This is a genomic window from Streptomyces sp. NPDC087300, from assembly GCF_044744425.1.
Lineage (GTDB): Bacteria > Actinomycetota > Actinomycetes > Streptomycetales > Streptomycetaceae > Streptomyces.
This window is the reverse complement of record NZ_JBIUYI010000012.1, coordinates 1-24,973: the sequence shown is the minus strand read 5'-3', so window position 1 is coordinate 24,973 and position 24,973 is coordinate 1. Positions and strand designations below refer to the sequence as shown.

Sequence of the window (24,973 nt, the reverse complement as noted above, 5' to 3'; positions counted from 1 at the left end):
CGGGGGCCCGATGTCAGACCCTCCCTCTACGGTGCCCCCATGGACGAACACCAGCGGATCCCGCACCCGCCCTCACCCGCCGTGACACTGGCCCCCTGGTCGGACGAGGGCGGCCTGGAGCTGCTGCTCGCGCTCAACACCCCCGAGCTGACCGAGCACTTGGGCGGCCCCGAGACCCACGAGAAGGTGGTGGACCGGCACCGCCGCTATCTCGCGCTCGACGGCCGGGGCCAGATGTTCCGCATCACCCTGGACGGCGAGGTCGCGGGCTCCATCGGCTACTGGGAGACGACCTGGCAGGGCGAACAGGTCTGGGAGACGGGCTGGGGCGTCCTGCCCGCGTTCCAGGGCAGGGGCCTGGCGGCGACGGCGGCACGCCTGATCGTCGCCGAGGCACGGGCGGCGGGACGCCACGCCTCCCTCCACGCGTTCCCCGCGACGGAGCACGGGGCGTCGAACGCGGTCTGCCGCAAGGCGGGCTTCACGCTGGTCGGCGAGGCGTCCATCGAATACCCGAAGGGCAACTGGCACCCCTGCAACGACTGGCGCGTCTCGCTGACCTCCGGGTAGCCGCCGCGCGCGGGAGGAGGAGACCGGCGCCTCACACTGCCCCACCCCACATAGCCCGGCGCTCACCGCTTCCGGGACCGCGCGTCAGAGAACCGCGAGCCGGTCCACCAGTACCTCCACCCGCACCGCGGTGTCCTCCGGCGGCAGCCGTCCCGCGCGGGTCAAGGTCGCCTGACCGTGCAGGGCGGCCCAGAACACCTCGGTGAACAGGCCGGGGTGGACGCCCTCCCCCGCCACCTCGCCGAGCGTCTCAAGCAGCGCGGCGAAGGCGTCCTTGAGGGGCTCGGGGGTGTCCTCCCGCGCATAGGCGAGGCCGCCGTCCAGCTGGAAGATGGCGTCGTAGACCGCCGGGTGGCGCGCGGCGAAGTCCAGGTAGGCGCGGGCGAGGGCGGCGACGCGCTCACGCGGTCCTTCCGCCGCCGCGGTCGCCGCCCGCATCGCGACGGCCATCTCGGTGGCGCCTTGGAGGGCAACGGCGCCGATGATCTCGCGCTTGCCGCGGAAGTGGCTGTAGAGGACGGGCTGGCTGTACTCGATGCGTTCGGCGAGCCGGCGGGTGGTGACCGCGTCCCAGCCCTGCTGCTCGGCGAGTTCGCGGGCCGTCGCCACGATGAGGCGTTCGCGGCTCGCCCGTTCGCGTTCCTTGCGTTCCTGTACCGACATGACTCGATGCTAGCACCGCTAGACATTCGAGCGCGGATAGGTCTAGCGTTGACCCGTCACCTAGCGGCGCTAGATTCGCAGCGCTGGATCCCAGAAGGAGTCCACCATGCTCACCACACTTGAGGTCCTCACCACCGTGGTCGTCGGCGTGATGGTGGGGGTGGAGTTCTCGGTCGCCTTCGTCATGAACCGGATCCTCGACGCCCTGCCGGAGGACAGCGGCCAGCTCGGCCACGCCCACGGAGGCCGGATGCTCGGCAGGGTCATGCCGTTCTGGTACATCGGCTCGCTCGTCCTCGCCGGCGCCTGGGCCACCGCCGGACGGCACGACGCAGGAACCGGCCTCGTCGTCACCGCCGCCGGACTGCTCATCCTCAGCGTCGTCATGTCGGTCCTGCTGCTCGTCCCGATCAACAACCGCAACAGGACCTGGACCCCCGAGAACCGCCCCGCCGACTGGAAGCGGCAACTGGACCGCTGGGGCCGCTTCCACTACGTCCGCCTCGCCGTCATCCTCGCCGCGTTCGCCTTCCTGGCCACGGCACTCACCCGCTAGCGGCGGCCCCCGCCCCCACTCCCCCCCCCATGCCACCCTGTTGACCATGGTCACCACCCGCTCCATCGCCCTCTTCCTCCTCGCCGCCCTCTTCGAGATCGGCGGCGCCTGGCTCGTCTGGCAAGGCGTCAGGGAGCACCGGGGCTGGGCCTGGATCGGAGCGGGCGTCATCGCACTCGGCGTCTACGGATTCGTGGCCACGCTCCAGCCCGACGCCGAGTTCGGCCGCATCCTCGCCGCGTACGGCGGCGTCTTCGTCGCCGGATCCCTCGCCTGGGGCATGGTCGCGGACGGCTACCGGCCCGACCGCTGGGACGTCCTCGGAGCGCTCGTCTGCCTCGCGGGCGTAGCCGTGATCATGTACGCCCCACGAGGCCGCTGAGACCGCCCGCCTATCCTGGCTGACGGACCGATCTCACCAGTACGGATACCGCACCGGATCCGCCTGCCCGAGGAGCGCACCATGACCGCCGTCGCCGCCACCCGCATCGCGATCGTCACCGGCGCGAGCAGCGGTATCGGTGCCGCCACCGCACGCGGCCTGGCCGCCGCCGGCTACCGCGTGGTCCTCACCGCGCGCCGCAAGGACCGCATCGAGGCGCTCGCCGCCGAGCTCACGGAAGCCGGGCACGACGCGATGGCGTACGCGCTCGACGTGACGGACCGCAAGGCCGTCGACACCTTCGCGACGGCGTTCAAGAAGATCGCCGTCCTGGTGAACAACGCGGGCGGCGCGCTCGGCGCGGACTCCATCGCCACCGGCGACCCGGCCGACTGGCGCCAGATGTACGAGACGAACGTCATCGGCACGCTGAACGTCACCCAGGCCCTGCTGCCCGCGCTCACCGCGAGCGGCGACGGCACGGTGGTGGTGCTTTCGTCGACCGCCGGCCACGGCACGTACGAGGGCGGCGGCGGCTACGTGGCCGCCAAGCACGCCGAGCACGTCCTCGCCGAGACGCTCCGCCTGGAGATCGTCGGCACGCCGGTCCGCGTCATCGAGATCGCGCCCGGCATGGTCAAGACGGACGGCTTCGCGCTGACCCGCTTCGGCGGCGACGCCGAGAAGGCCGAGAAGGTCTACGCGGGCGTCGCCGAGCCGCTCACCGCGGACGACGTCGCGGACACGATCACGTGGGCGGTCACGCGCCCGCCGCACGTGAACATCGACCTCCTGGTGGTCCGCCCGCGCGCCCAGGCGTCCAACACCAAGGTCCACCGGGACCTGTGACGATGCGCCTCCCCGGCGACGACCCCGGCACCCCCGCCTACTCCGCCGACGCCCCCGACCCCCTCCACCGCCTCACCCACGAACACGAGTCCCGCCGCCTCGCCGAGGAGAAGAAGAACGAGCGGATGGTGTGGTGGTACCTCGCGTACTTCCTCTTCGGCATCCACATCGTGGCGTTCGTGATGATCTACGCGGTGAAACACGCGAAGTAGGCGTCCCGCCTTGGGCGTTCACACACGCGAGTCACCCACATCGGTGAACGCGTCCTATCGCCATTCCTGTTGATGCCCGGTCTGCCTAGGCTCGGACCGACAACATCACATGAGACGGCCCCCGGCCGGGCGGCGGCCGCAAGTCCAAGACGGTCGCCCCACCGACCACCGACTTCTCTCGCCGTGACTACCTACGTGGGATCCTCGACGCCGACGGCTCTGTTGGCTACACGAGCCAGGGTTACCCCTTTGTCTCGCTGACCACTGCGAGCACTCCCCTCGGGTCCTACTTCAGCAGTTACGCACAGCAACTCACCGGTACGGAGCGCCTGATTCAGCGCAACACGCGCGATGAGGTCTACACCATCACCTACGAGAAGGAGACGGCCAAGTCGCTCACGGCAGACCTCTACCCCCCAGGCTGCCTCTCCCTGGGGCGCAAGCAGGTCAAAGCCGACTCCATCTCCTCGTGGTCTCGCCCAGCAGGGATGCGGGCCGCGCACTCCCAGCGCCGCTGGGAGGCGTGGGAAGACGAGGTCCTTCTCCAACTCGGCGACGCCGTAGCCACAGCCGAGAAGCTCGGCCGCCCCGAGAAGAGCTGCCACATGCGGCTGTGGCGACTCCGCACCGGCCGATTGTTGCTGCCGAACAATCGGTGAGGGGTTACTGGGGCCCGGCCGACAACAACCAGGCCCCATAACCACTTCAGCCCTTCACACAGACGACCTGCTTCAGCTTCGCCACGACCTCCACGAGGTCGCGCTGATGCTCCATCACCTGCTCGATCGGCTTGTAGGCGGCCGGGATCTCGTCCACGACGCCCGAGTCCTTGCGGCACTCGACGCCCCGCGTCTGCTCCTCCAGGTCCTTCGTCGAGAAGCGACGCTTCGCCGCGCCACGGCTCATGCGCCGACCGGCCCCGTGAGAAGCCGAGTTGAAGGACGCCGCGTTGCCGAGGCCCTTCACGATGTACGAACCGGTACCCATCGAGCCCGGGATGATCCCGTAGTCACCGCTGCCGGCACGGATCGCGCCCTTCCGGGTGACCAGCAGGTCCATGCCGTCGTAGCGCTCTTCGCTGACGTAGTTGTGATGGCAGGAAATGACCTCGCCAAAGGTCACCTTGGCCTTCTTGAACTCACGGCGGATCACGTCCTGCGACAGCGCCATCATCATGGCCCTGTTGTGCTTGGCGTACTCCTGCGCCCAGAACAGGTCGTGCCGGTATGCCGCCATCTGCGGGGTGTCCGCGACGAAAACAGCAAGGTCGCGATCCACGAGGCCTTGGTTGTGCGGCAACTTCTGCGCCTGGCCTATGTGGTGGTCAGCCAGCTCCTTGCCGATGTTCCGGGATCCGGAGTGCAGCATGACCCAGACCGAATTGTCTGAATCGAGGCATAGTTCCCAGAAGTGATTCCCAGAACCAAGTGTCCCCATTTGTGCAACGGCTCGCCCTCGACGGAACTTGACCGCCTCAGCAACCCCCTCGAACCGCCCCCAGAACTCCCCCCACCCAGCCGTAGCCATCCCATGGAAGCGCCCCGGCTCGACGGGGTTCTCATGCATGCCGCGCCCCACCGGAATCGCCTGCTCGATCTTCGAGCGCAGCCTCGACAGGTCACCCGGAAGGTCATTCGCGGTCAGTGACGTCTTGACGGCGCTCATTCCGCAGCCGATGTCGACCCCGACCGCCGCCGGACACACCGCACCCCGCATCGCGATGACCGAGCCGACCGTCGCGCCCTTGCCGAAGTGGACGTCCGGCATGACGGCCAGGCCCTTGATCCAGGGCAGCGTCGCCACGTTCTGGAGCTGGCGCATCGCCGCGTCCTCGACCGACGTCGGGTCCGTCCACATCCGGATAGGGACCTTCGCCCCGGGAACCTCTACGTACGACATATCGTCCTCATTACCCCGTAATCAACTACAAGCCTTGAAGCGCAAATACCGGAGCCAAGGTCAACGAAAGGGGTAACGGACCGGCATCCACGGCAGCGCGTGCGATAGACATTGTGTCCACCGGTCACTGATCGGCGGCAACCGAATATCCCGGCGGGACCAGCGGAACCAGCGAGAGGAGCCATCACGGTGCAGCGGAAGGCCAAGGCCTGTGTACCCGGTGCGGCCGCGCTCCTCGCGGCGCTGCTCGCCGGTTGCAGCGGCGGCTCCGGGATCGGCGACGGCGCGGACGACTCGAAGCCCGGCGACACCGGCAGCTCCAGCGCGCCCGCGCAGCCCGGCAAGTACCGCACGCTCCCCGAGCCCTGCGGCGAGGTCGACACCGGCACGCTCGACGCGATGCTGCCCGGTATCAAGGAGATGCCGGAGGAGGAGCAGCGCGAGAAGGCGTACGAGGGCACGCCCACGGTGACGTACGACACCGACCGGCGGGTGGGCTGCCGGTGGAAGGTCGAGTCGTCCAACGCCTCGCACCACCTCCTCGTCGACTTCGAGCGCGTGGTCTCGTACGACGGGGCGGTCAGCGACGACGAGCGCGCGGCCGCCCTGTACGCGCAGAAGCTGAAGGACGCCGATCTCCCGGAGCCGCCCGCCACGGAGGCCACCGAGTCGGAGGGCGCTGATCCGGAGGACGCCAGCGACGAGCCGTCCGGCAAGGGCGAGGACAAGGGCAAGGGTGTGGACAAGGGCTCCGAAGGGTCCGAGTCCGGTGACAAGGCCCAGGGCGCGGCGGCCGACGACCCCACCACCTCCGACGGGAAGGGTGGCGGCAAGAAGGGCGAAAAGGGCGGCAAGGGTGAGAAGGGGGCGGATGGCGCCAGTGATGGTTCCTCCCTGCCCGCCACTCCGCCCGCCGGCCTTGAGCCCCGCTCCCTCGACGACCTCGGCGACGAGGCCTTCATCGACGACGCCTTCACGACGGCCACATCGGCGACCCGGCACCGCACCGTGACTGTGGTGTTCCGCACGTCGAACGTCATCGTGACGATCGAGTACGACGAGCAGCCGGGGCGCCGCACGGACGTGCCCGACAGCAAGGAAATGCAGGACAAGGCACGGGATCTGGCCGACAGCCTCTCCGGGAAGTTCGACGAGTAGCGATCGCGAAGTGCGGGGGCGGCGGGGCCCTCGGGTCGGGTGAAGCGGAGCCGTCCGGCGTCCCGTACGCGTACCGTGGCCCCTCGGACCCGACGACGTCACGAGACGAACTGGACGTCACGAGACGAACTGAGTGAAGGAACCATGCACCGACCTGCACAGCGAAAGCGACAGCTCCGCAGCCGCCTCCTCGTCTGCGCGGCCGCCGTACCGGTGATCCTCGTCGCCTCCGGCTGCTCGTCCGACTCCGACTCCGGCTCCGGCTCCGACGGCGCCAAGAAGGACTCGGGCTCGAAGGCGTCGGCATCGGCGGAGGCCGGTGGCGACAAGGCCGCGGCGGTGGAGAAGGCCGTGTACGGCAAGCTCCCCGAGCCCTGCGAGGTCCTGTCGAAGAAGACGCTTGAGGAGCTCGTCCCGAAGGCCAAGGACAAGTCGGGCAAGGCGGGCACGTCGAGCGACACCTCCACGCGGGGCAGCTGCTCGTGGGACAGCCTGGACAACAACGGCGTGGACGGCTCGCAGTTCCGCTGGCTGCGCGTCTCGACGCTGCGCTTCGAGTCGGACGCCTCGCTGGGCAGTGGTGCCAAGCGCGCGCAGGACAACTTCGCCAAGCAGGTCGCCGACGCGGAGGCGACCAAGGAGGCCAAGGGCGTCAAGACGGAGCCGGTGCAGGGCGTCGGCAACCAGGCGACCCTGGTGAAGTACGACCTGAAGAAGGACAAGGACACCTTCAAGCAGCAGACGTTCGTGACGCGCGTGGAGAACGCGGTCGTCACGGTCGACTACAACGGCGCGGGTCTGGCGGGCGACAAGTCCCCGGACGCGGGTGAGCTGGGCAAGGCCGCGCAGAAGGCCGCGAAGGAGGCCGCCGAGGCGGTCGTCGCGGCCAACGAGGGCGGCGGCAAGCCGGCGGGTTCGGGCGAGAAGCCCAAGGACGACGGCAAGAAGGACGACAGCAAGAAGGACGACGAGAAGAAGTCGGACGACAAGAAGTCCGACGACAAGGGCTCCTCGGACGACAAGAAGTCCGATGACAAGAAGGCTTCCGACAAGTCCTAGGACGTGTGCGGCGGTTGATGTCGCGAAGGCCCGGCCCTGTGGGGCCGGGCCTTTCGCGTTCCGGTGGCCGCGTTACGCGGGGCGTCCGGCCCCGCTCCCCTCGGCCACCGACTCCCAGAGCCGTACGGTGGCCTCTTCCAGCTGCTCGAAGCGCTGCCCGATGCGCTTGAGCACCGCGGGCGAGGACGTCGCCTCGTAGCGCAGTGCGAGGACGCCCATGGCCTCCCAGTGCCGCACGGTCTCGTCGTGCAGGGCGAGGCTGCGCTCGGTGGCTCCGGAGGCGTGCAGGGAGCGGGCGAGGAGCTTGAGGCTGGGCACCGCGTAGAGGACCGACGCGTGGTGGAAGAGGCGGCGGGCGCCGTGGGTGGCGCGCTCGGGGGGTCCGGCGAAGCACTCCTCGCACAGGGTCCGGTAGCGGCGGATGGCCTCGCGGAAGCGGGGTTCGGCGAAGAAGCGCTCGGCCTGGCGGGTCAGGGCGTCGCCGAGTCCGCTCTCGTCGGAGGTTCCGCGCCCGTCGGAGTGTCCGGCGTCGGGCTGTCCGGCGTCGGGTCCGGTGGCCAGGTCGTCGGTGACGGCGTAGAAGAAGCCCATCGCGTCGTGGGCCTCGCTCCTGATCCGGTCCGACGCGGCGCCGACGAGGTCGTCGAGGGTGACGAGGGCCCGGCAGCTGAAGGGCTTCATGTCGACGACGAGGGTGTCGTGGACCTTGACGTGGCGGTGGTCGTCGGCGATGCCTTCGACGACGACGGCGTGCAGGTAGGGCGCGTTGTCGCGGTACACGTCGGCGTAGTTGAGGTGGGCGGTGTTGACCCACACGATGACCGCGCGGTGGCGTTCCAGGAGCGTGGCGAGCTGGGGTCCTGGCGCCTGGAAGTCGATGGGGTCCTTGTGCACGGTGAAGGCGGAGCGGGTCATGCCGAGGGCGCCCGCCTCCTCCACCGGGAAGATGTACTCGGGGTAGCCCGACTCGTCCAGGCCTGCCTGGAAGAGGTAGCCGTCGCCGCGTTCGAAGACGGCCTGTTCCTCGACGGGCCGGCCCGCGATGCCCGCGAGGACGGAGTAGCTGCCGGTGAGGCAGTTGACGGCGGTGTCGTCGTAGCGCTCGACGATGTGGCTTTCCATCCGGGTCCCCCTGTGGTTCTCCATCGGTGTCAGCTCCGCAGTTCGAGCGTGCAGCACTTCACGCTGCCGCCGGCCTTGAGGAGTTCGGTCAGGTCGACGCCGATCGGCTCGAAGCCGCGCTCGGAGAGCTTGCGCGCGAGGTCCGTGGCGGCCTTGGGGAGCAGGACGTGGCGGCCGTCGGAGAGCATGTTGAGGCCGAACACGGCGGCGTCCTCGTCGGTGGCGAGGATCGCGTCGGGGAACATCTCGCGCAGTACGGCCTGGCTGCCTTCGGAGAACGCGGCGGGGTAGTACGCCACTTCGTCGTCGGAGAGGACGGCGAGGGCGGTGTCCAGGTGGTAGTACGAGGGGTTGACCAGGCGCAGGCTGGTGACGGGCAGGCCGAAGAACTCCTGGGCCTCGAAGTGCGAGCGCGGGTCGGTGCGGAAGCCGGTGCCCGCGAGGAGGCGGCGGCCGACGGTCAGGTAGTCGCCCTCGCCTTCGTTGATGTGCTCGGGCCAGTAGAGCTCGTCGAATCCCTGGCGCTGGAACCACTCCAGGTAGGCGGGTCCTTCGGCGGTGCGCTCGACGTGGCGGAAGCGGGCGCCGAAGACCTTGCCGTCGACGACGGTGGCGCCGTTGGCGGCGAAGACCATGTCGGGCAGGCCGGGTATCGGGTCGATGTCGAGGACGGTGTGGCCGAGTTCCCGGTAGAGGTCGCGCAGGCCTTCCCACTGGCGCAGCGCGAGCGGGCCGTCGACGGGCTTGGAGGGGTACATCCAGGGGTTGATGGAGTAGGTGACGTCGAAGTGGCGCGGGGCGCACATCAGGAACCGGCGCGGGATCGCCGTGCGGGTCCTGTGCGGTGCGGTGGACTGGTTCGCAGTCATGCGTGCTGTTCTCCTGGGTGAGTGGTACGGGTCCGGCCGGAGCTGTCGGCGGTGATGGTGCGGGTGACGGCGGCGGCGACGAGGCGGTCGTCGTGACCGGTGGTGGCGTGGAATCTGGTGCCGGGCGGCGGCGCGGGGCCGGTGAGGTCGAGTTCGCGGAGTCGGCCGAGCGTGCCGAGGCCGACTTTGACGAGCGCCTCCTTGCGCACCCACAGGCGCAGGAAGGCGCGTGCGGGGTCGGGGTCGGCGCGGACCGCGGTGAGTTCGGCGGGGGTGAGGACGCGGGCGGCGATTGCCGGGTCGAATACGGCGGCGGAGGCGTCCTCGACGTCCACGCCGACGGGTTCGGGTCCCGCGGCGGCGGCGACGGCGCCGGTGGTGTGGGAGAGGCTGACGTGGAGGTCGGGGTGGCCGGGCAGGAAGGGTCTGCCGTGGTCGTCGCGGCCGCAGTCGTCGCAGTGCTGTGCGAGGACGAGGGTGTCGGCGTGGGTGCCGGTGAGCCGTGCCGCGCAGAGCCGGACGAGGACGTGTGCGGCCAGGTAGTCCTGGCGACGGGGTCCCGCGGGCAGCCGGGCCGCGCGCCGTCTCTCGTACGGGGCGAGTCGGCTCTCGTCGACGTAGGGCAGGAGGTCCGCGGTGGGGCGGACCAGGACGAGCGGGTCGGGTACGGGCGGGTGGAACGGGTCGGGTACGGGCGGGGCGAACTGTCTGGCGCGCGCGGCCTGTTGGTGTCGCATGGGTGCGTCAGTGGCCCATGCCGAGGCCGCCGTCGACCCGGAGCACGGTGCCGGTCACGTAGCCGGCGTCTTCGCCGGTGAGGTAGCCGACGGCTCCGGCGATCTCCTCGGAGGTGGCCATGCGGCGCATCGGCACGGTGGTCAGCAGGTTCTCGCGCTGTGGTCCTGGCATGGCGGCGACCATGTCGGTGTCCGTGTAGCCGGGTGCGACGACGTTGACGGTGATGCCGTACCCGGCGACTTCGAGGGCGAGTGATCGGGCGAGGCCGATGAGTCCGGCCTTGGACGCGGCGTAGTTGGTCTGTCCGACGGCGCCGGAGAGGGCGACGGTGGAGGACATCAGGACGATCCGCCCCCACTTGGCGCGCATCATGCCGCGCAGGACCGGCCTGATGCCGTGGAAGGCGCCGATGAGGTTGGTGTGCAGCGGGGCCGTGAAGTCGTCGGCGGTCATGGCGGCGAGGGGCCGGTCGCGGGTGATGCCCGCGTTGAAGACGAGCACCTCGACGGGTCCGAGTCCTTCCTTGACCCGGGCGCAGGCGGCGCTCACGGCGTCGGCGTCGGTGACGTCGCAGTGCACTCCGAAGAGCTCGTCGGGCGGGGTGCCCGTGCGGTGGCTGACCGCGACCCGGTCGCCGCGTGCGGCGAGGTGCCGGGCGACGGCGAGGCCGATGCCGCGGTTGCCGCCGAGGACCAGGGCGGTACGGGGCATGGGAGTTCCTTGTCGGTTCGGTGAGGGTGAAGTGCGAGGGAGGGAGGGAGGGAGGTCGAGGGCGTCGGGTTCAGTGCGCGTCGACGGCGTCGAGCGCCTTGCCCAGCAGGTCGCCGATCTCGCGGGCGGGGCGGGCCTTCATCATGTCCAGGTGGGCGCAGTCGACGCGGTGTTCCACGAGTCGTCCGTCCACGTGCGGCTGCCACGGTTCGCTGACGGATTCCGGCCGGCCTGGTTCGTTCGCGGCGGTGAAGTAGAGCAGGTCGCCGCGGTACGGCGCGGGGCGGAACTGGGCGCGCAGCCGGATCAGGTTCTCGACGACGGCGGTCAATCGTGTGCCGTCGGGGACGACTTGGCGTATGTCGGCGGTCTCGGTCTCGATGAGTGCGCGCGTCTCGTCGGGTGCCAGGTCTTCGTCGGTGCCCACGAGGACGGAGTCGAGCATGGCGAGGAGTTCGACGTCGTGGCCTTCGGCCTGGAGGCGGGCGGCCAGTGAGTGGGCGACGAGTCCGCCGAAGGACCAGCCGAGCAGCCGGTAGGGCCCTTCGGGCTGGATGGTGCGCACCTGTCGTGCGTAGTCGTCGAGCAACTCGTCGTAGGTTGCTGGGAGTTGTTCGTCGCGGCCGATGCCGCGCGCCTGGAGCGCGTACACGGGCTGGTCCTGGTCGAGCCTGCGGGTCAGGGCCGCGTAGCTCCAGCTGAGTCCGAATCCGGGGTGGAAGCAGAACAGCGGGGGCTTGTCGCCTCGGGTGCGCAGCGGCAGCAGGACGGCGAAGTCGTCGGTCTTGGCGGGGGCGGGCGCGTCTGCGGGCGTGGTGGCGTCGGGGCGCAGTCGTCTGGCGAGTCCTTCGACGGTGGGCGTCTCGAACAGGTCGCGCACGGTGAGTTCGGCGCGGAGTTCGGTGCTGACGCGGGCGGCGAGGCGCATCGCGAGCAGGGAGTGTCCGCCGAGGTCGAAGAAGCTGTCGGTGGCCGAGACGCGGTCGAGGCCGAGCGCGTCGGCGAAGAGCGCGGCGACGGCGATCTCGTCGGGGGTGTGGGGCGCGCGGCCTTCGGAGGTGCCGAAGCCGGGGTCGGGGAGCCGGGCGCGGTCGAGCTTTCCCGCGGGTGACAGGGGCAGTTCGTCCAGGAGTACGACGGCGGCGGGGACCATGTACGCGGGGAGCAGCCGGGCGGCGGCGGTGCGCAGTCGTGCCGGGTCGGGTGTGGTGCCGGGCGCGGCGGTGACGTAGGCGACGAGGCGGTGTTCGCCGTGCCGGTCCTCGTGCGGGACGACGACGGCCTGGGTCACGTCGGGCTGTTCGGCGACGACCGCTTCGATCTCGCTGGGTTCGACGCGGAAGCCGCGCAGTTTGACCTGGTCGTCGGAGCGGCCGACGTAGCGGAGTTGTCCGTCGGGGCGGCGCAGGACGATGTCTCCGGAGCGGTACATGCGCGCGGTGCCCGCGTCCTGGGCCGTGAACGGGTCGGGTACGAAGCGGGATTCGGTGAGGTCGGGGCGGTGCAGGTAGCCCTGGGTGACGCCCGCGCCCGCGATGTAGAGCTCGCCGGGTATGCCGACGGGGACCGGTCGCATCCGGTCGTCGAGGACGTAGAGGCGGGTGTTGCGCAGAGGTCCGCCGATGGGCGGGGTGTCCTCCTCGGTCCGGTCGTCGCCCTTGCCGCCGGTGGCGGAGGTGCTGGCGTAGACGGTGGTCTCGGTCGGTCCGTAGGCGTTGACGAGGCGGGCCCCGGGCACGGCGGCGCGCAGGCGCGCGGCGACGGGTGCGGTCAGGGCCTCGCCGGCGAGGACGAGGTGGTCGGCGCGCAGGTCGGGGGCGCCGTCGGCGACGAGTCTGGCGAGGACGGAGGGGACGCCGGAGACGAGGGTGCCGTGCCAGCCGCCGCGTTCGCCGATCTCCAGGAGGTCGCGGACGAGTTCGATGCTGCCGCCGTTGAGCAGTGGTCCGAGGATCTCGAAGACGGAGACGTCGAAGTTGAGGGAGGTCGCGGCGAGGACCCGGGCGAGTCCGTCGCCGAAGGCGTCGGCGGCCCAGGCGGCGAGGTTGGCGACGTTGCGGTGGGTGACGGGGACGCCTTTGGGGCGGCCGGTGGATCCCGAGGTGTAGATGACGTACGCGGTCTGGTCGGGTGTCACCGCGGGCGCGAAGGGGGTGTCGTCGTCCGTGTCGAGTGCGGCGGTGACGGCGGGGTCGTCGAGCAGGAGCCGGGGCGGCGTGCCGGGCCCTTCGGGCAGTCCGCCGACCGCTGCGGATTCGGTGAGCAGCAGGGCGGGGGCGGCGTCGGCGAGCATGTGGGCGAGCCGTTGGGCGGGGTAGGCCGGGTCGAGCGGTACGTAGGCGGCGCCTGTCCTGAGGACGGCGAGCAGGGCGACGACGGTGTCGGCGGTGCGGCGCAGGGAGAGGCCGACGAAGGTGCCGGGTGCCGCGCCGCGGGCGGCGAGCAGCCGGGCGAGGCGGGCCGAACGCCGTTCCAGTTCGCGGTAGTTGAGGCTCTGGTCGCCGCAGATGACGGCGGTCCGCTCGCCGTGCAGGGCGGCCTGGCGGGCGAAGAGGCTGGGGACGGTGTCGTCGGTGAGGGGCGCGGCGGTGTCGTTCCAGTGGTGCAGGACCCGCAGGCGTTCCGTCTCGTCCATCAGCTCGATGTCGGCGAGGGGGGTGCGGGGGTCGTCGGCGGCCGCGGTGAGGAGGTGGGCGAGGTGGCGGGCGAGGTCCTGGACGGTGTCCTGGCCGAAGCGCTGGGTGTCGTACTCGACGTAGACGCGGACGTCGTCCGCCGTCTCGACGAAGGTGAGCATGAGTTCGAAGGCGGCGGTCGCGTTGGCGACGGGCAGCGGTTCGACGCGCAGGTCGGTGCCGGGTGTCGGGGCGGGTTCGGCGCGCATGTGGTTGAGGCCGAGCTGGAACACCGGCTGGCGGCCCGCGGTGCGGGGCGGGTTGAGGGTGTGGACGAGTTCGTGGAAGGCCACGCCCTGGTGGCGCAGGGCCTGAAAGGTGCGGCCCTGAACGGTGTGCAGGAGGGTCAGGAAGTCCTGGTCGGGGGCCCAGTCGGCGCGCAGCGGCATGGTGTTGACGGTGAGCGCGACCAGTCCTTCGGAGCCCGGTGCGATGCGGGTGGACAGGGGGACGCCGAGGACGATGTCGCTCTCGCCGGTGTAGCGGCCGAAGAGCGCGAAGGCGCCGGCGGCGAGTACGGAGAAGAGGCTGGTGCGCTGGGCGTCGGCGAGGGCGCGCAGCCGGGCGACGGTGGGGCGCGGCAGGTCGTGGCGGTGGGTGGCGGCCTGTCTGCGGGTGGTGCCGCCCAGGTCTGCCATGGGCAGGTCGAGGGTGGCGGGGGCGCCGTCGAGGGTGGTGCGCCAGTACTCCAGGGCGCGGGTCCTGCGGCGTTCGGATCCGCCGGTGAGCGCGGCGTCGACGTGGTCGGTGTAGCGCAGGGCGGGTGGCCCGAGCGGGTCGGGCAGGCCCTGTGCCGCGGCTTCGTACAGCGTGGTGAGTTCGCGGGCGATGACGTCCATGGAGTGGCCGTCGGCGACGCTGTGGTGGACGACGAGCAGGAGTACGTGGTGGTCGTCGCCGAGCCGCAGGAGGCTGACGCGCAGGAGGGGTGCCGTGTCGAGGCGGAAGGGCTGGTCCTGGGCGCGGGTGAAGTGTGCGGCGAGGACGGCGTCGAGGGTGTCGTCGCCGGTGGCGGTGAGGTCGACGTCGGTGGCGGTGAGGTCGACGTCGGTGGCGGTGAGGTCGACGTCGGTGACGGTGACGTGGGCCTCGGCGGTGACGGTCTGGGTGCGCTCGCCCTGGTCGGTGTCCTCGGGTCCGGGTCCGGGTCCGGGTGCGGTGATGCGGACGCGCAACGCCTCGTGGCGCGCGAGGAGTTGGCGCAGCGCGGTGTCGAGTGCGGTCCTGTCGAGGGGGCCGGTGAGCCGCAGGGCCAGGGCCAGGTTGTGGGTGCCGGTCCTGCCGTGCGCCGTCTCGGCGAACAGCACGCTCTCCTGGGCGGGGAGCAGGGGGAGGTTCCTGACCTCGTGGTTCATGAGAAGTCCCGTCGGCGTGGGGCGGGCGGCGCGCAGGTCCTGGCGGCGCGGGGGCGGGCCGTGCCCCGGGGAGCACGGCCCGCGGGCGGACTAGGCCGGGGCGAGGGCCGGGGTGTTCGGGTCCGTGGCGAGGAGCGCGACGGCGCGGGCGGCGAAGTCCTCGAGGGTCTCGTCGGTCGTCTCGGCGGAGACGTACATCGGCTCCTCGATGTCGGGCGCGAGGTGGTATCCGGCCGTGCGCAGGCCCTTGTACATGGTGGTGTACGGCGACTCCGCCTGGGCGGCGACGTCCGCCTTGACGCGGACGGGAGCAGCCTGCGGGACGAAGATGAACGCGAAGATGCTGCCGGTCCTGGTGAAGGTGAAGTCGAGTCCCTTCGCGGCCCGGTGGCGTTCCACTTCGGCTTCCAGGAGGGCGCCCTTGCGTTCCAGTTCCTCGTAGAATCCGGGCTGTGCGAGGGCGTCGAGGGTGGCGAGTCCGGCTGCCATGGTGAGCGGGTTGCCGGCCAGGGTGCCGCCCTGGAGGACGCGCTCCTCGTCGAGCAGGCGCATGATGTCGCGGCGGCCGCCGAACGCGCCGACGGGCGTGCCACCGCCGATGATCTTGCCGAAGGCGGTGAGGTCGGGGCTGACGCCGAGCAGGTTGCTGGCGGGGCCGTAGGTGAGCCGGAAGCCGGTGATGACCTCGTCGAAGATGAGCACCGCGCCCTCGCGGTCGCAGATGCGCCGCAGGTCGGCGAGGAAGCCTTCCTCGGGCAGCACGAGGGACATGTTGCAGGCGATGGGCTCGACGACGACGGCCGCGATCTCGCCGGGGCTCTCGGCGAAGGCCCGCTCGACGCTGGCGGCGTCGTTGTACTCGGCGAAGACGTTGGAGCGCATGGCGGCCGGGTCGAGTCCGGCGTCGCGCATCCGCGTCTCGTCCTTGTTCTGGACCAGGTCGAAGTGGCCGTGGTAGCCGCCGTTGAAGCGCAGCACGCGGGTGCGGCCGGTGTAGGCGCGGGCCAGGCGCAGGGTGGACATGACGGCTTCGGTGCCGCTGCACACGAAGCGCAGCTGCTCCAGGTGGTCGGCGGTGGCGGTGATCCGCTCGGCGAGCTCGATCTCCTGGGTGCTGTACGTGCCGAACAGCGTGCCGTTGGCGGCCTGGGCGGCGATGGCGGTGCTGACGGCCTCGGGGGCGTGGCCGAGGATCAGCGGGCCGAAGCCGTACATGAAGTCGATGTAGCGGGTGCCGTCGACGTCGTGGAGGTACTGGCCGTGCGCCTCGGCGACGACCAGCGGGTCGGTGTCCACGTTGCGGCACGCGCGCAGCGGCGAGCTGGCGCCGACGGGGATGGTGTCCTGTGCACGCTTGATTTCCGGCCTCATGAGGTCTTTTCCGTTTCGGTGTCGATCGTGCAGTCGGTCATCAGGACGTCGAGGAGTGCCTCGGCCTCTTCGCGGGTGTCGCGGGCGAAGTAGGCGGTCAGGACCGTCTCGAAGTTGAGCGGCGGGGCGAGCACGAACTGGCCGTCGGCGCGGTGCAGGTGCACGGTGGTGACGTCGTTCTTGTGGCACACCTCGACCGCGCGCGCGGTGTTCTTGAGGAAGCCGCTGCGTTCGATGGGCGCGTCGTATTCGAGGGCGACCTTGTGGTGGGTGGGCTCGGGTGCGAGGGGTTCCCTGCCCAGCTGGTGGAGCAGGCCGTACGCGTCGAGGCCGGTGCAGATGCGCAGTTGCTGGTAGGTGGTGGTGCCGCCGCCGCAGAGCCGGGGCGCGAGTTCCAGGACGCGCAGGCCGCCCTGGCCGTCGTAGCGGAACTCGGCGTGGAAGGGCGAGTCGTCCAGGCCGACGCCGGGGATGACGCTCTCCAGGAGTGCGGTGAAGTCGCGGCCCTGTTCGGCGTCGAACGGCTCGGTCAGGTAGGCCACTTCGTGGAAGAGGGGGCCGACGAGCGGGGGCAGCTTGCGGTGGATCTGGAGGGGGATGACGCGGCCGCCGCTGACGAAGCCGTCGATGGCGTACTCGTTGCCGTCGAGGTATTCCTCGGCGAGCATCCGGGACTGGCCCGCGCCCTCGCGCAGGACGGTGCAGACCCGCTTGGTCTGGAGGAACGCCTTGGGGAATTCGGCGGGCGTCTCGGCCTTGACGACGCCCGCGCTGTAGAAGCCGTTGGACGGCTTGACCACGACGGGGAAGCTGAGGGCTTCGGTGACGGCGGCGAGCGCGGCGGGGGCCTTCGCGGAGGGGTCGAGCTCGATGTGGCGGGTGATGTGGTCGCGGACGGCGGGGTGTGCCTTGAAGCGGGTCTTGTCGGCGAGGCACAGCAGGGTGTCGATGTCGCGGGTGGGCATGCCCAGTTCGCCGCGGATCAGCTCCAGTTGGATCTGGTAGCTGTCGTGGAAGGAGATGGCGTCGTCGAGTCCTTCGAGGTCGACGGCGGCACGTGCGGCGTCGACGACGGTGGCGCGCCAGTTCTCCCGGTCGTCGGCGGCGAGTTGCGGCGGGTCGAAGAACCGCACGGTGAAGCCGTGCCCGTGCGCGTAGTCGAGGTAGTCGCGGCAGTCTTCCTCGCGGCCGAGGAGCAGTACGTTCACGGAAGGGGCCACACTCTCTGTCTGGCTGTCTGATGGTTCGGTCTGGCGGACCGCCGGACGTGCGCGGTCAGGCGGTCTGCTCGGCCTTTTCGGTGGTGTGGAGCCGGTTCTCCTGGTTGCTGACGGCCCGCTTGACGCGCCACAGGCAGACCGCGGCCATCACCGCCTCGAAGGCGGAGAAGATCACCCACATCGCCGGGAGCATGTCCGGGTCGTCGCGGTTGAGCAGCACGAACGCGATGATCGTGGGGACGCACAGGCACCACATGAGGACGATCCGCGCGACGAATCCGAAGCGCGCGAGGCCCAGGCATTCCAGGACGGCGGAGCCGACCATGGAGAACATGAAGGCCAGGGAGTACGTCCACAGGACGCGTGAGGCGTCCACGGCGTGGGAGGTCACGGCGGAGTCGGCGCCGTCGAGGCCGAAGGGGCTGAGGAGCAGCGTCGGGGTGGCGATCTGGAAGACGGCGATCACGGCCACGTAGACGCCGGAGATGGTCAGGGTGACGCGCATGATGTGCGGGATGTCGCGGTGCAGGCCTGCGCCGACGGCTTTGCCGCACAGGATGTTGCAGCCCATGCCCAGGCCGATCAGGGGAATGACGGCCGCGTAGTTGAGGGACAGCGCGACGTTGTTGGCGGCGAGCGCGACCGAGCCGAGCACGCCGGCCAGCCAGACGAACGCGGTCTGGCCGAGCTCCTCCAGGCTGAGGGAGCCGCCGGCGGGCCCGCCGCGCCGCAGCCGCAGCCACAGCACGTCGGCGATCCGTCGGCCGCCCTTGCGCCAGAGCCTGCCGAAGCCGGCGGCGTAGCCCTTGGGCAGGAAGACGGCGTAGCCGACGAACATGACGGACACGGCGCTGAGCGTGCCGAGCGCGGAGCCGCGCATGCCGAGCTCCGGGAGTCCGAAGCGGCCGAAGACCAGGCCGACCGTCATGACGACGCCGACGATCTGTCCCGCGATGCCGACGGCCATGGGCACACGGGTGCGGCCCATGCCGTTGAAGTACGAGGACAGCGCCATGTTGAGCGTCATGACGGTGCCGTAGAGCGTGGACAGGCCGAGGAACTGCGCTTCGAGTTCCTGGATGTGTTCGGGCTGTCCGCTGAGCGTCGGCACCCACATCAGGAGCGGGGTGGAGAGCAGGAGCAGGACGGACAGGAGCAGGCCGACGACGAAGCCGTTGGCGCCCTCGTCCATGGCGTCCCGCTCGTCGCCGCGGCCGTGTGCCTGGGCGACGTAGGAGCGGGTGATGCCGACCGCCCCCGTGGTCACCATGATCACCGTGGTGGCGGTGAAGACGGCGGGTCCCGACGCCTTGAGGGCGTCCTCCGAGTAGCGGGCCAGGCAGATCCGGTCGACCAGCATCAGGATCAGATTGCCGACCATGCCGAACATCAGCGGCACCGAGACGCGGACGACCTCGCGCACCGTGGCCAGGTCGAACAGCCGGGCCCGCTGGGTCACGGAGTCACCCCGGACTCGACGAGCAGGTCGTGGACGCTCTTGAGCAGCGCGTCGCGGCTGGACAGGTCGAAGGGCAGGACGTCGCCGACGTCGAGCATCACGTCGAGGCGCTCCTCGATGCCGACGAGGAACCGCATCTGGTCGAGCGAGCTGACGACGATCTCGGCGGGTTCGGCGTCGGCGGGTACGTCCCGCGCGGCGGCGAGCTGTTCGAGCAGCGCGTCGACGGTGTTCTTCAGGTCTTCCATGACTTCATCCCCCGGTGGGTGGTGTCGCGGGACCGGTGGGCCGGTCCTCGGTGCCGAGCAGTCCGTACGACAGCAGGGCGTAGGTGAGGCGGTCCAGGCCGATGCCCGCGCAGCAGGTCGCGTCGGCGCCGAGTCCGCGCAGGCCGAACGCGTCGGCGAACACCTCGCCGTGCGCGTTGACGCTGGCCACGGAGAGTTCGCCGTCGGCGAGCGGCACCCGCACCTCGAACTTGCTCTTGTTGAGCAGCTGGGCCTCGCGGGTCATCGTCGGCGCGTCCCCGAAGAACGCGTCGGATGCGCTGACGATGCGGTGCGGGACGCCGAGTTCGGCGAAGAAGGCGGTGAACGCCTTCAGCATCCGCTCGAAGTCGTGCGCGACCTCTTCGGCGCTGCCGAGCCTGACGAGTTCGAACATCCTGAACTCGCCGAGCCGGGTGGCGCTGTGGTTGCGCGACTCGTGCCGGAAGACCGGTCCGTCGATCGCGAACAGGCCGGTGCCGTAACGGCTGTTGAGCTCCGCCGCGTTCTCGTACACGTGGTAGCAGGTGACCGGGGTGAGGACGGTCTCCGCGGGGGCGTAGAACGAGTCGAGCGCCTCGGCCTGGTGGGGCCGCAGCTGGGCGACGGTGACGCCGTCCCAGTACTGGTCACGGATGCGGGCGACGGCGTTCACCAGGTTCGGGAACTTCTGGTAGTAGCCGGCCCGTACGAGTACGTCCCTGGAGATCTGGGCCGCACCGGCCAGGAGCGGCGCGCCGAAGGGTTCGGCGAGCCGTTCGCGGCACAGCCGGCGCACGTGGTCCATGGCCGCGGTCCACTCGGGTCCGTGCAGATAGGCGCCCCTGGCGACGGCGATCCTGTCGTCGTCGGGCAGGGTGCGGATAAGGCCGGGGTGGCCCGCGTGTTCGGTGATGACCGTGGCGGCCACCGCGCGGTGGCCGCGCAGGAAGTGCCGGACCATCTCCCCGAGTTCGGGCTCGGTGGGTCCGGCGGGGACGGCCACCTCGACCCCCTTGTCCAGGAGTTCCACGGTGACGCCGTCGTAGTGGAACCCGAGGGCCTTGCGCAGTTCGTCGGCGGTCCCGGCGTCCACCGGGCGCTCGTGGCGGTATCGCACGCCGTTCACCTCGTGCCCCATCTCAGATGCGGTGACGCATCGGGACCCAGTCGGCGAGCAGGATGGCCCGCTCGCCCGGCTCGGGGGCGCTGCCCTTGCGGATGGGGCCGACGTAGTGGCTGACCAGGTCGTCCGTGATGGCGTACGCCTCCAGGGGGCGCTCCATCTGGAACTCGGCGAGCCGGTCGGCGGGCGGCACGTCCTCGGGCTGCTTGCCCCGGTAGTCGGGCGTGGCGATGAGGTTGGCGCCGCCCTCGGCGTTGTGCCGGTAGATCATGTGGGCGAACACGTAGGGCTCGCCGTCCTGGTGCAGCTCGTTGGGCGAGGACACGGCCTCGTAGCCGTCCTCCGCGATGTGCAGCTTGATCAGGTGGACCCCTACGTAGAGGGGCCAGACCGAGTCGTCCTCGTTCCAGTGCGTCTGCGAGTAGTCGAACTGGATCATGTCGAGGAGAAGCTTGTTGTTGCACACCTCGTCGCTGATCGCGGGGAGGTCGCGGGTGACGTTCACATACTCGGGATTGTTGTCGCCCTGGTAGTAGCCATTCATGCCGTCGCGGGCCTGGCTCTCCGTGGCGGGCATCCAGAAGAATTCCTTGGACCACGGCAGGAATACACCGCGCGCATAGCGGCGGTAGCGGCCGGAGCCGGTCGCGTAAGGGTCTTCGGGGAGATCGTCGTAAGCCGCCCTGAGCGCCTTGTAGTCGGCGTCTTCCTCGCCTATTCCGAAATGGGAACCGAGGTCCCATCGGTCGTATCCCTGACGGGCGAGAGTAGAGATGTTTTCGGGCACAGCGAATATCCCCCGTGAATCGTTGAACGCTCCGATGCGGCAGACAGTAGCCGGGCGAACACGGCATCTCAACGTGATGCAGGTCACGGAAATCGCTCACTATCGATGCTGGTGACAGGAGGTGCGCGCCCGTTATGACCGCTATGCACGCCTTTTTTGGCGCGCCCGCCCTGGAAACACCGGGAAAAGTCGCCCGGAGTTCATGACGGCGACCGCGCGGACGGCATCTTTCAGCCCCTCCCGGAGGTGGTTGAAGATTGACCGATCGGCATGGGAAGAACCAGGGAAACTCTTGACCCTGGGTTTCGTTGACAGCCGGACCACCCCGTGATTACATCCGTGACCGACAAGCAGCCTGAAAACATGGGGGAATAATGTCGAGCATTGTCATCGACGGGCGCATTTCCGAGGTTCTCAAGGAGATCGCCGAACTTCCGGAATCCTTCGAGATTTCCGCCGAGCAGGACCTCAAGGCCGATCTGAACATCGACTCCCTCAAGCTGATCGACATCGTCGTTCAGGTGGAGGCCGTCCTCGACGTCGAACTCGGCGATGAATTCTCCCGTGATCTGGTCACGGTCGGAGATCTCCAGCGCCAGGTGAGCGAGCACGTCGGAGCCTGACGGTTCCGCACGTCGGAGCCTGACCGTTCCGCACGTCGGAGCCTGAGGTTCCGCGCGCCCGCCCACCCGATTCCAGCGCTACGGAGCATGCGTTGTTTGAGTTCACCCTGGGCCCGGTCGCGCTGTGCGCGCCGGGCCCCGCGGACGGCACGGACGAACACGAGGGCCTGCCCCCCGATCTGCACGAGGTCATCGGCACCGCCGGCGACAAGTTCCGCGACGCGTTCACGCGCGTCTGCCTCTACCTCGTCCTCGGCGGAGGCGGCAGCGACGGCCACGGCGACGGCGGCAGCGGCGCGGGGGGCGCCGCAGCGGAACCCGAGGAACGCACCGACGACACCATCGTGATCGGCACCGAGTACGGCAACACGGCCGCCCTCGCGGGCCTGCAACGCGCCGCGGCCGAGAAGGGGCGGCTCCTGTCCGCCCAGTACTTCCCCAACGCCACGTCCAGTTCGGCGTCGGCGTTCGTCAACATCCGCACCGGGGCGACCGGCCGCAGCATGACGATCAACGCGGGCGTGCTCACCCCGGTCGTGGCCCTCTGGCAGGCCCTCTCGACCCTGGACCAGGGCCGCTCCGACGTCGGCCGGCTCCTGATCGGCGACGTCTACGCGCCGGAGGCCGTCGCCGACGCGGCCCTCGACGCACCCGAAGCCCCCTGCCGCGACGGCATCACCCACGCCTTCCTGCACAGGGGCGCCGAGTTCACCGCCGAGTTCGCCTTCGGCGCGGCCGACGAGCCGGACAAGGGCGCGCTGCGCACGGTACGCAGGATCGCCGCCACCGGCACGGAAGACACCGGGAGCACGGGGAGCACAGGGAGCACGGGGAGCGCCGGGAGCACCGACACCGCCCCCGTCGCCTTCGCCGAGCGCAACAGCGCCTTCGCCACCCGCGCCTTCCTGGACCTGGCCCGTTCCCTGGCGCACGGCGAGCGCGCGGTCCTGGAGTGCCGCGCCCCCGACGGCAGGCACGCCACCGTGACGGTGACCCGGCAGCAGCAAGCGAACAGTACGAGCGGGAGGTCCCTGTGAGTCAGGTGGATCGGGGCGCGGCGCGGGTCTTCATCACCGGGCTCGGCGTCATCTCGCCCGCGGGCGCGGGCGTCGACCCCTTCTGGGCGGACCTGTGTGCGGGCCGCAGCCGCTTCGAGGAACTGCCGCCGCTGTACGCCGGGATGAAGCCCGGCATCCTCGGCGGGCGCGTGCCGCGGGAGGCCCGCGAGACCGCGCTCGCGCAGGTGGACGCCGTCACCAGGGAACAGCCGCGCGCCGCCTCCCTGTTCGCGGAGTTCGCCGCGCTTGAGGCGCTGCGGGACGCCGGGCTCACCCCCGGTGACGCCGCGCTGCGCGACGCCGTCGTCTGCGTCGGCAGCAGCGACGGCCAGGCCGAGGCGCTGGAGGACGTGGTCGCGGGGCGCAAGGACAACGCGGGCACCGGAGGCTTCGCCAGCTACTCCATCGCCCAGGGCGTGGCCCGCACCGTCGGCGCCTCGGGACCCGCCTATCTGCTCCAGAGCACCTGCGCGTCGGCGAACGTGGCGCTGTCCTGCGCCCTGGAGATGCTCCGCGCGGGCATCGCGGACACCGCCGTCGTCGGCGGCTGCGACCCGTACTCGGAGAAGAACATCATCGGGTTCAACACCCTCCAGGCCATCGGCCCCAAGCCCTGCAAGCCCTTCACCAAGGGGCGGCGCTTCGTCACGCCGTCCGAGGGCTCGGGCATGTTCGTGCTCCAGACCGAGCGCGCCCTGCGTCCAGGAGCGACCCCGTACGCCGAGGTGCTCGCCACCGCCATCAGTAACGACGCGAGCCACCCGACCGCACCCGACCGCGAGGGCGTCGCCGCCTGCCACCGGCGCTCGCTCGACGAGGCGGGGCTCACGGCGGACGACATCGACGTGATCTTCGCGCACGGCACGGGCAGCCGGGCCAACGACACCATCGAGGGCGGCATCTTCGCGGAGCGCTACCCGCGGGCGGCCGTCACCGCGATCAAGAGCACCATCGGGCATCTGATGGGCGCGGCGGGCGCGGCCGGTGTCGTGGCGGCCTGTCTGGCGCTGCGCCACCGCCAGGTGCCGCCGACCGCGGTCGACCCCGACGACATCGAACTGGACATCAACCTGGTCACCGGGGAGCCGCTCGCCGTACCGGACCTGCGGCACGTCCAGAACAACGCGTTCGGCTTCGGCGGCAACAACGCGATCAGCATCTTCCGGAGCGTGTCATGACGCTCCCCGCGCCCGACCCCTCGTCCCTCCCCGAACCCGACCCCTCATCCCTCCCCGCACCCCTCCCCCCTTCCCTCACCGGCGAGAAGGCGGTGCTGCGCCTCACCTTCGACGGGCCGCTCGCCGTCCTCACCATGGACAGCGCGCCGATGAACCTGTTCGACGAGGCGATGTGGGGGGCGTGGGCGGACGCGGTGGCGTGGCTGACCGCCCGTCCGCCCCGCGCGCTCCTGGTCCGCGCCGAGGGCCGGGTCGTCAGCGCGGGCGTCGACGTCCAGGTCTTCGCCGACCTGGATCCGGCGGACGCGGAGTCCTTCTGGCGTACGCAACTGGGCATCACCCGGGCGCTTGAGGCACTGCCCTGCCCCACCGTGTTCGCCGCGCACTCGCTGACCCTCACCGCCGCCTTCGAACTGGCCCTGGCCTGCGACCTGGTGGTGGCCACGGCGCAGGCCAGGTTCGGCCTGGTCGAGCGGAAGGTCGGGTTCACCCCGTCGATGGGCGGCACCCAGCGCCTCGCCCTGCGGGCGGGCCCGTCCCGCGCCCGCGAGCTCGTCATGACGGGCGACCTCTACCGGGGGTCCGTGCTCGCCGACTGGGGCGTCGTCAACGCCCTGCTGCCGCAGGCGACCTTCGACACCGACGCCCGCGCGTACGCGATGCGCCTGGCCACCGGGCCGACCCGCGCCCACCGGGCCACCAAGGAGATCGTGCGCAGGTACCTGGCCGACGGCCTCGCGGCGGCGGACGACGCGCTGCCCGGCATCGCAGCCGACGTCACGGGGAGCGCCGACCACCGGCGTGCCGTCGCGGCGTTCCTGACGGACGGTCCGGAACACCGAACGGAGTACGAGGGACGCTGAAAAACCCCTCGTCACCGCCCTCCGCACCGGCCCCGCGCCCCCCTTCCCGTACGCATGTGCCAGGCTGTCGCTCGCAACAACAGCCGATACAGGCCGTACAGGGAGGGGTTCGCGGGTGGCCGCGATGCAACTGACACGCACCCACCGGATACTCATCGGGGTGGTCGTAGCCGGTGCCGTCGTCATCGCCGGCATCGGTTTCGCGGGGTCGTACGCGGCCGTGCG

At 70.5% G+C, this 24,973-nt stretch carries 24 protein-coding genes and 1 pseudogene; 12 read left to right on the top strand and 13 right to left on the bottom strand.

Annotation, left to right across the window (positions count from 1 at the left end; genetic code table 11):
- Positions 1 to 39: 39 nt before the first annotated feature.
- Positions 40 to 570: a GNAT family N-acetyltransferase gene (locus tag ACIO9J_RS37365; protein WP_402009427.1), complete on the top strand. Its 531-nt coding sequence runs from the start codon at positions 40 to 42 to the stop codon at positions 568 to 570.
- A gap of 84 nt (positions 571 to 654) precedes the next feature.
- On the opposite strand, the gene ACIO9J_RS37360 is transcribed toward ACIO9J_RS37365, so the two are convergent.
- Positions 655 to 1,233 (bottom strand): TetR/AcrR family transcriptional regulator, encoded by a 579-nt coding sequence (locus ACIO9J_RS37360; RefSeq protein ID WP_402009425.1) that lies wholly within the window; start codon positions 1,231 to 1,233, stop codon positions 655 to 657.
- A gap of 106 nt (positions 1,234 to 1,339) precedes the next feature.
- Here ACIO9J_RS37360 and ACIO9J_RS37355 point away from each other — a divergent pair, with 106 nt between their 5' ends.
- The 5 genes and pseudogenes from ACIO9J_RS37355 to ACIO9J_RS37335 all read left to right on the top strand — a co-directional run.
- Positions 1,340 to 1,789 carry an anthrone oxygenase family protein gene (locus ACIO9J_RS37355; protein ID WP_402009424.1) on the top strand — a complete coding sequence of 150 codons (450 nt, stop codon included), beginning with the start codon at positions 1,340 to 1,342 and terminating at the stop codon, positions 1,787 to 1,789.
- Between the two features lie 46 nt (positions 1,790 to 1,835).
- Positions 1,836 to 2,171, top strand: coding sequence for a YnfA family protein (locus ACIO9J_RS37350; protein ID WP_402009422.1), 336 nt, complete (start codon positions 1,836 to 1,838; stop codon positions 2,169 to 2,171).
- Between the two features lie 81 nt (positions 2,172 to 2,252).
- Positions 2,253 to 3,020, top strand: coding sequence for an SDR family NAD(P)-dependent oxidoreductase (locus ACIO9J_RS37345; RefSeq protein ID WP_402009420.1), 768 nt, complete (start codon positions 2,253 to 2,255; stop codon positions 3,018 to 3,020).
- A 2-nt stretch (positions 3,021 to 3,022) separates the two neighbouring features.
- On the top strand, positions 3,023 to 3,232 hold the full coding sequence (locus ACIO9J_RS37340) for a hypothetical protein (RefSeq protein ID WP_402009761.1): 210 nt from the start codon (positions 3,023 to 3,025) through the stop codon (positions 3,230 to 3,232).
- 194 nt (positions 3,233 to 3,426) lie between these two features.
- Positions 3,427 to 3,891 (top strand): annotated as a pseudogene (locus ACIO9J_RS37335) (hypothetical protein); the annotation flags it as partial.
- A gap of 46 nt (positions 3,892 to 3,937) precedes the next feature.
- Here ACIO9J_RS37335 and ACIO9J_RS37330 read toward each other — a convergent pair.
- Positions 3,938 to 5,131 carry an RtcB family protein gene (locus ACIO9J_RS37330; RefSeq protein ID WP_402009418.1) on the bottom strand — a complete coding sequence of 398 codons (1,194 nt, stop codon included), beginning with the start codon at positions 5,129 to 5,131 and terminating at the stop codon, positions 3,938 to 3,940.
- 189 nt (positions 5,132 to 5,320) lie between these two features.
- Between ACIO9J_RS37330 and ACIO9J_RS37325 the strand changes: the two genes are divergently transcribed.
- Positions 5,321 to 6,289: a DUF3558 domain-containing protein gene (locus tag ACIO9J_RS37325; RefSeq protein WP_402009417.1), complete on the top strand. Its 969-nt coding sequence runs from the start codon at positions 5,321 to 5,323 to the stop codon at positions 6,287 to 6,289.
- A 144-nt stretch (positions 6,290 to 6,433) separates the two neighbouring features.
- On the top strand, positions 6,434 to 7,348 hold the full coding sequence (locus ACIO9J_RS37320) for a DUF3558 domain-containing protein (RefSeq protein ID WP_402009415.1): 915 nt from the start codon (positions 6,434 to 6,436) through the stop codon (positions 7,346 to 7,348).
- 72 nt (positions 7,349 to 7,420) lie between these two features.
- Here ACIO9J_RS37320 and ACIO9J_RS37315 read toward each other — a convergent pair whose 3' ends face one another.
- From ACIO9J_RS37315 to ACIO9J_RS37265, 11 genes are all read right to left on the bottom strand, one after another.
- Positions 7,421 to 8,470 carry a hypothetical protein gene (locus tag ACIO9J_RS37315; protein WP_402009413.1) on the bottom strand — a complete coding sequence of 350 codons (1,050 nt, stop codon included), beginning with the start codon at positions 8,468 to 8,470 and terminating at the stop codon, positions 7,421 to 7,423.
- Between the two features lie 29 nt (positions 8,471 to 8,499).
- Positions 8,500 to 9,339, bottom strand: coding sequence for a dimethylargininase (ddaH, locus tag ACIO9J_RS37310; RefSeq protein WP_402009411.1), 840 nt, complete (start codon positions 9,337 to 9,339; stop codon positions 8,500 to 8,502).
- Positions 9,336 to 10,076, bottom strand: a complete 741-nt coding sequence (locus tag ACIO9J_RS37305; RefSeq protein ID WP_402009409.1) for a 4'-phosphopantetheinyl transferase family protein — start codon at positions 10,074 to 10,076, stop codon at positions 9,336 to 9,338. Before ACIO9J_RS37305 ends, ddaH begins: the two co-directional genes overlap by 4 nt.
- Before the next feature lie 7 nt (positions 10,077 to 10,083).
- A complete protein-coding gene (locus ACIO9J_RS37300; protein WP_402009407.1) occupies positions 10,084 to 10,788 on the bottom strand; it encodes an SDR family oxidoreductase in 705 nt (234 codons plus the stop codon).
- A 70-nt stretch (positions 10,789 to 10,858) separates the two neighbouring features.
- Entirely contained in the window at positions 10,859 to 14,818 is a 3,960-nt protein-coding gene (locus tag ACIO9J_RS37295; RefSeq protein WP_402009406.1) for an amino acid adenylation domain-containing protein, read from the bottom strand.
- Positions 14,819 to 14,908: 90 nt separating this feature from the next.
- Positions 14,909 to 16,189, bottom strand: a complete 1,281-nt coding sequence (locus ACIO9J_RS37290; protein WP_402009404.1) for an aspartate aminotransferase family protein — start codon at positions 16,187 to 16,189, stop codon at positions 14,909 to 14,911.
- A complete protein-coding gene (locus ACIO9J_RS37285; protein WP_402009402.1) occupies positions 16,186 to 17,397 on the bottom strand; it encodes an acetyl-CoA carboxylase biotin carboxylase subunit family protein in 1,212 nt (403 codons plus the stop codon). Before ACIO9J_RS37285 ends, ACIO9J_RS37290 begins: the two co-directional genes overlap by 4 nt.
- Positions 17,398 to 17,464: 67 nt before the next feature.
- On the bottom strand, positions 17,465 to 18,868 hold the full coding sequence (locus ACIO9J_RS37280; RefSeq protein WP_402009401.1) for an MATE family efflux transporter: 1,404 nt from the start codon (positions 18,866 to 18,868) through the stop codon (positions 17,465 to 17,467).
- A complete protein-coding gene (locus ACIO9J_RS37275; RefSeq protein WP_402009399.1) occupies positions 18,865 to 19,116 on the bottom strand; it encodes a hypothetical protein in 252 nt (83 codons plus the stop codon). Before ACIO9J_RS37275 ends, ACIO9J_RS37280 begins: the two co-directional genes overlap by 4 nt.
- 4 nt (positions 19,117 to 19,120) lie before the next feature.
- Positions 19,121 to 20,233, bottom strand: coding sequence for an aminoacyl--tRNA ligase-related protein (locus tag ACIO9J_RS37270; protein ID WP_402009397.1), 1,113 nt, complete (start codon positions 20,231 to 20,233; stop codon positions 19,121 to 19,123).
- Positions 20,234 to 20,255: 22 nt separating this feature from the next.
- Positions 20,256 to 21,026, bottom strand: coding sequence for a 2OG-Fe dioxygenase family protein (locus tag ACIO9J_RS37265; protein ID WP_402009395.1), 771 nt, complete (start codon positions 21,024 to 21,026; stop codon positions 20,256 to 20,258).
- A gap of 374 nt (positions 21,027 to 21,400) precedes the next feature.
- On the opposite strand from ACIO9J_RS37265, the gene ACIO9J_RS37260 reads away from it, so the two are divergent.
- From ACIO9J_RS37260 to ACIO9J_RS37245, 4 genes are all read left to right on the top strand, one after another.
- The gene (locus ACIO9J_RS37260) at positions 21,401 to 21,649 is read left to right on the top strand and encodes an acyl carrier protein (protein WP_402009393.1); all 249 of its coding nucleotides are present in this window, start codon (positions 21,401 to 21,403) and stop codon (positions 21,647 to 21,649) included.
- A 92-nt stretch (positions 21,650 to 21,741) separates the two neighbouring features.
- Positions 21,742 to 22,686 (top strand): hypothetical protein, encoded by a 945-nt coding sequence (locus tag ACIO9J_RS37255; RefSeq protein WP_402009391.1) that lies wholly within the window; start codon positions 21,742 to 21,744, stop codon positions 22,684 to 22,686.
- Complete coding sequence (locus ACIO9J_RS37250; protein WP_402009389.1) at positions 22,683 to 23,885, top strand: beta-ketoacyl synthase N-terminal-like domain-containing protein; 1,203 nt, start codon at positions 22,683 to 22,685, stop codon at positions 23,883 to 23,885. Before ACIO9J_RS37255 ends, ACIO9J_RS37250 begins: the two co-directional genes overlap by 4 nt.
- Positions 23,882 to 24,748 carry an enoyl-CoA hydratase/isomerase family protein gene (locus tag ACIO9J_RS37245; RefSeq protein WP_402009387.1) on the top strand — a complete coding sequence of 289 codons (867 nt, stop codon included), beginning with the start codon at positions 23,882 to 23,884 and terminating at the stop codon, positions 24,746 to 24,748. Before ACIO9J_RS37250 ends, ACIO9J_RS37245 begins: the two co-directional genes overlap by 4 nt.
- Positions 24,749 to 24,973 lie beyond the last annotated feature (225 nt).

What these genes read in the sequence shown, in the direction of transcription:
- ACIO9J_RS37365 (WP_402009427.1), top strand. Translation starts at nt 40, where the DNA reads ATGGACGAACACCAGCGGATCCCGCACCCGCCCTCACCCGCCGTGACA.
- ACIO9J_RS37360 (WP_402009425.1), bottom strand. Translation starts at nt 1,233, where the DNA reads ATGTCGGTACAGGAACGCAAGGAACGCGAACGGGCGAGCCGCGAACGC.
- ACIO9J_RS37355 (WP_402009424.1), top strand. Translation starts at nt 1,340, where the DNA reads ATGCTCACCACACTTGAGGTCCTCACCACCGTGGTCGTCGGCGTGATG.
- ACIO9J_RS37350 (WP_402009422.1), top strand. Translation starts at nt 1,836, where the DNA reads ATGGTCACCACCCGCTCCATCGCCCTCTTCCTCCTCGCCGCCCTCTTC.
- ACIO9J_RS37345 (WP_402009420.1), top strand. Translation starts at nt 2,253, where the DNA reads ATGACCGCCGTCGCCGCCACCCGCATCGCGATCGTCACCGGCGCGAGC.
- ACIO9J_RS37340 (WP_402009761.1), top strand. Translation starts at nt 3,023, where the DNA reads ATGCGCCTCCCCGGCGACGACCCCGGCACCCCCGCCTACTCCGCCGAC.
- ACIO9J_RS37330 (WP_402009418.1), bottom strand. Translation starts at nt 5,131, where the DNA reads ATGTCGTACGTAGAGGTTCCCGGGGCGAAGGTCCCTATCCGGATGTGG.
- ACIO9J_RS37320 (WP_402009415.1), top strand. Translation starts at nt 6,434, where the DNA reads ATGCACCGACCTGCACAGCGAAAGCGACAGCTCCGCAGCCGCCTCCTC.
- ACIO9J_RS37315 (WP_402009413.1), bottom strand. Translation starts at nt 8,470, where the DNA reads ATGGAAAGCCACATCGTCGAGCGCTACGACGACACCGCCGTCAACTGC.
- ddaH (WP_402009411.1), bottom strand. Translation starts at nt 9,339, where the DNA reads ATGACTGCGAACCAGTCCACCGCACCGCACAGGACCCGCACGGCGATC.
- ACIO9J_RS37305 (WP_402009409.1), bottom strand. Translation starts at nt 10,076, where the DNA reads ATGCGACACCAACAGGCCGCGCGCGCCAGACAGTTCGCCCCGCCCGTA.
- ACIO9J_RS37300 (WP_402009407.1), bottom strand. Translation starts at nt 10,788, where the DNA reads ATGCCCCGTACCGCCCTGGTCCTCGGCGGCAACCGCGGCATCGGCCTC.
- ACIO9J_RS37295 (WP_402009406.1), bottom strand. Translation starts at nt 14,818, where the DNA reads ATGAACCACGAGGTCAGGAACCTCCCCCTGCTCCCCGCCCAGGAGAGC.
- ACIO9J_RS37290 (WP_402009404.1), bottom strand. Translation starts at nt 16,189, where the DNA reads ATGAGGCCGGAAATCAAGCGTGCACAGGACACCATCCCCGTCGGCGCC.
- ACIO9J_RS37275 (WP_402009399.1), bottom strand. Translation starts at nt 19,116, where the DNA reads ATGGAAGACCTGAAGAACACCGTCGACGCGCTGCTCGAACAGCTCGCC.
- ACIO9J_RS37260 (WP_402009393.1), top strand. Translation starts at nt 21,401, where the DNA reads ATGTCGAGCATTGTCATCGACGGGCGCATTTCCGAGGTTCTCAAGGAG.
- ACIO9J_RS37245 (WP_402009387.1), top strand. Translation starts at nt 23,882, where the DNA reads ATGACGCTCCCCGCGCCCGACCCCTCGTCCCTCCCCGAACCCGACCCC.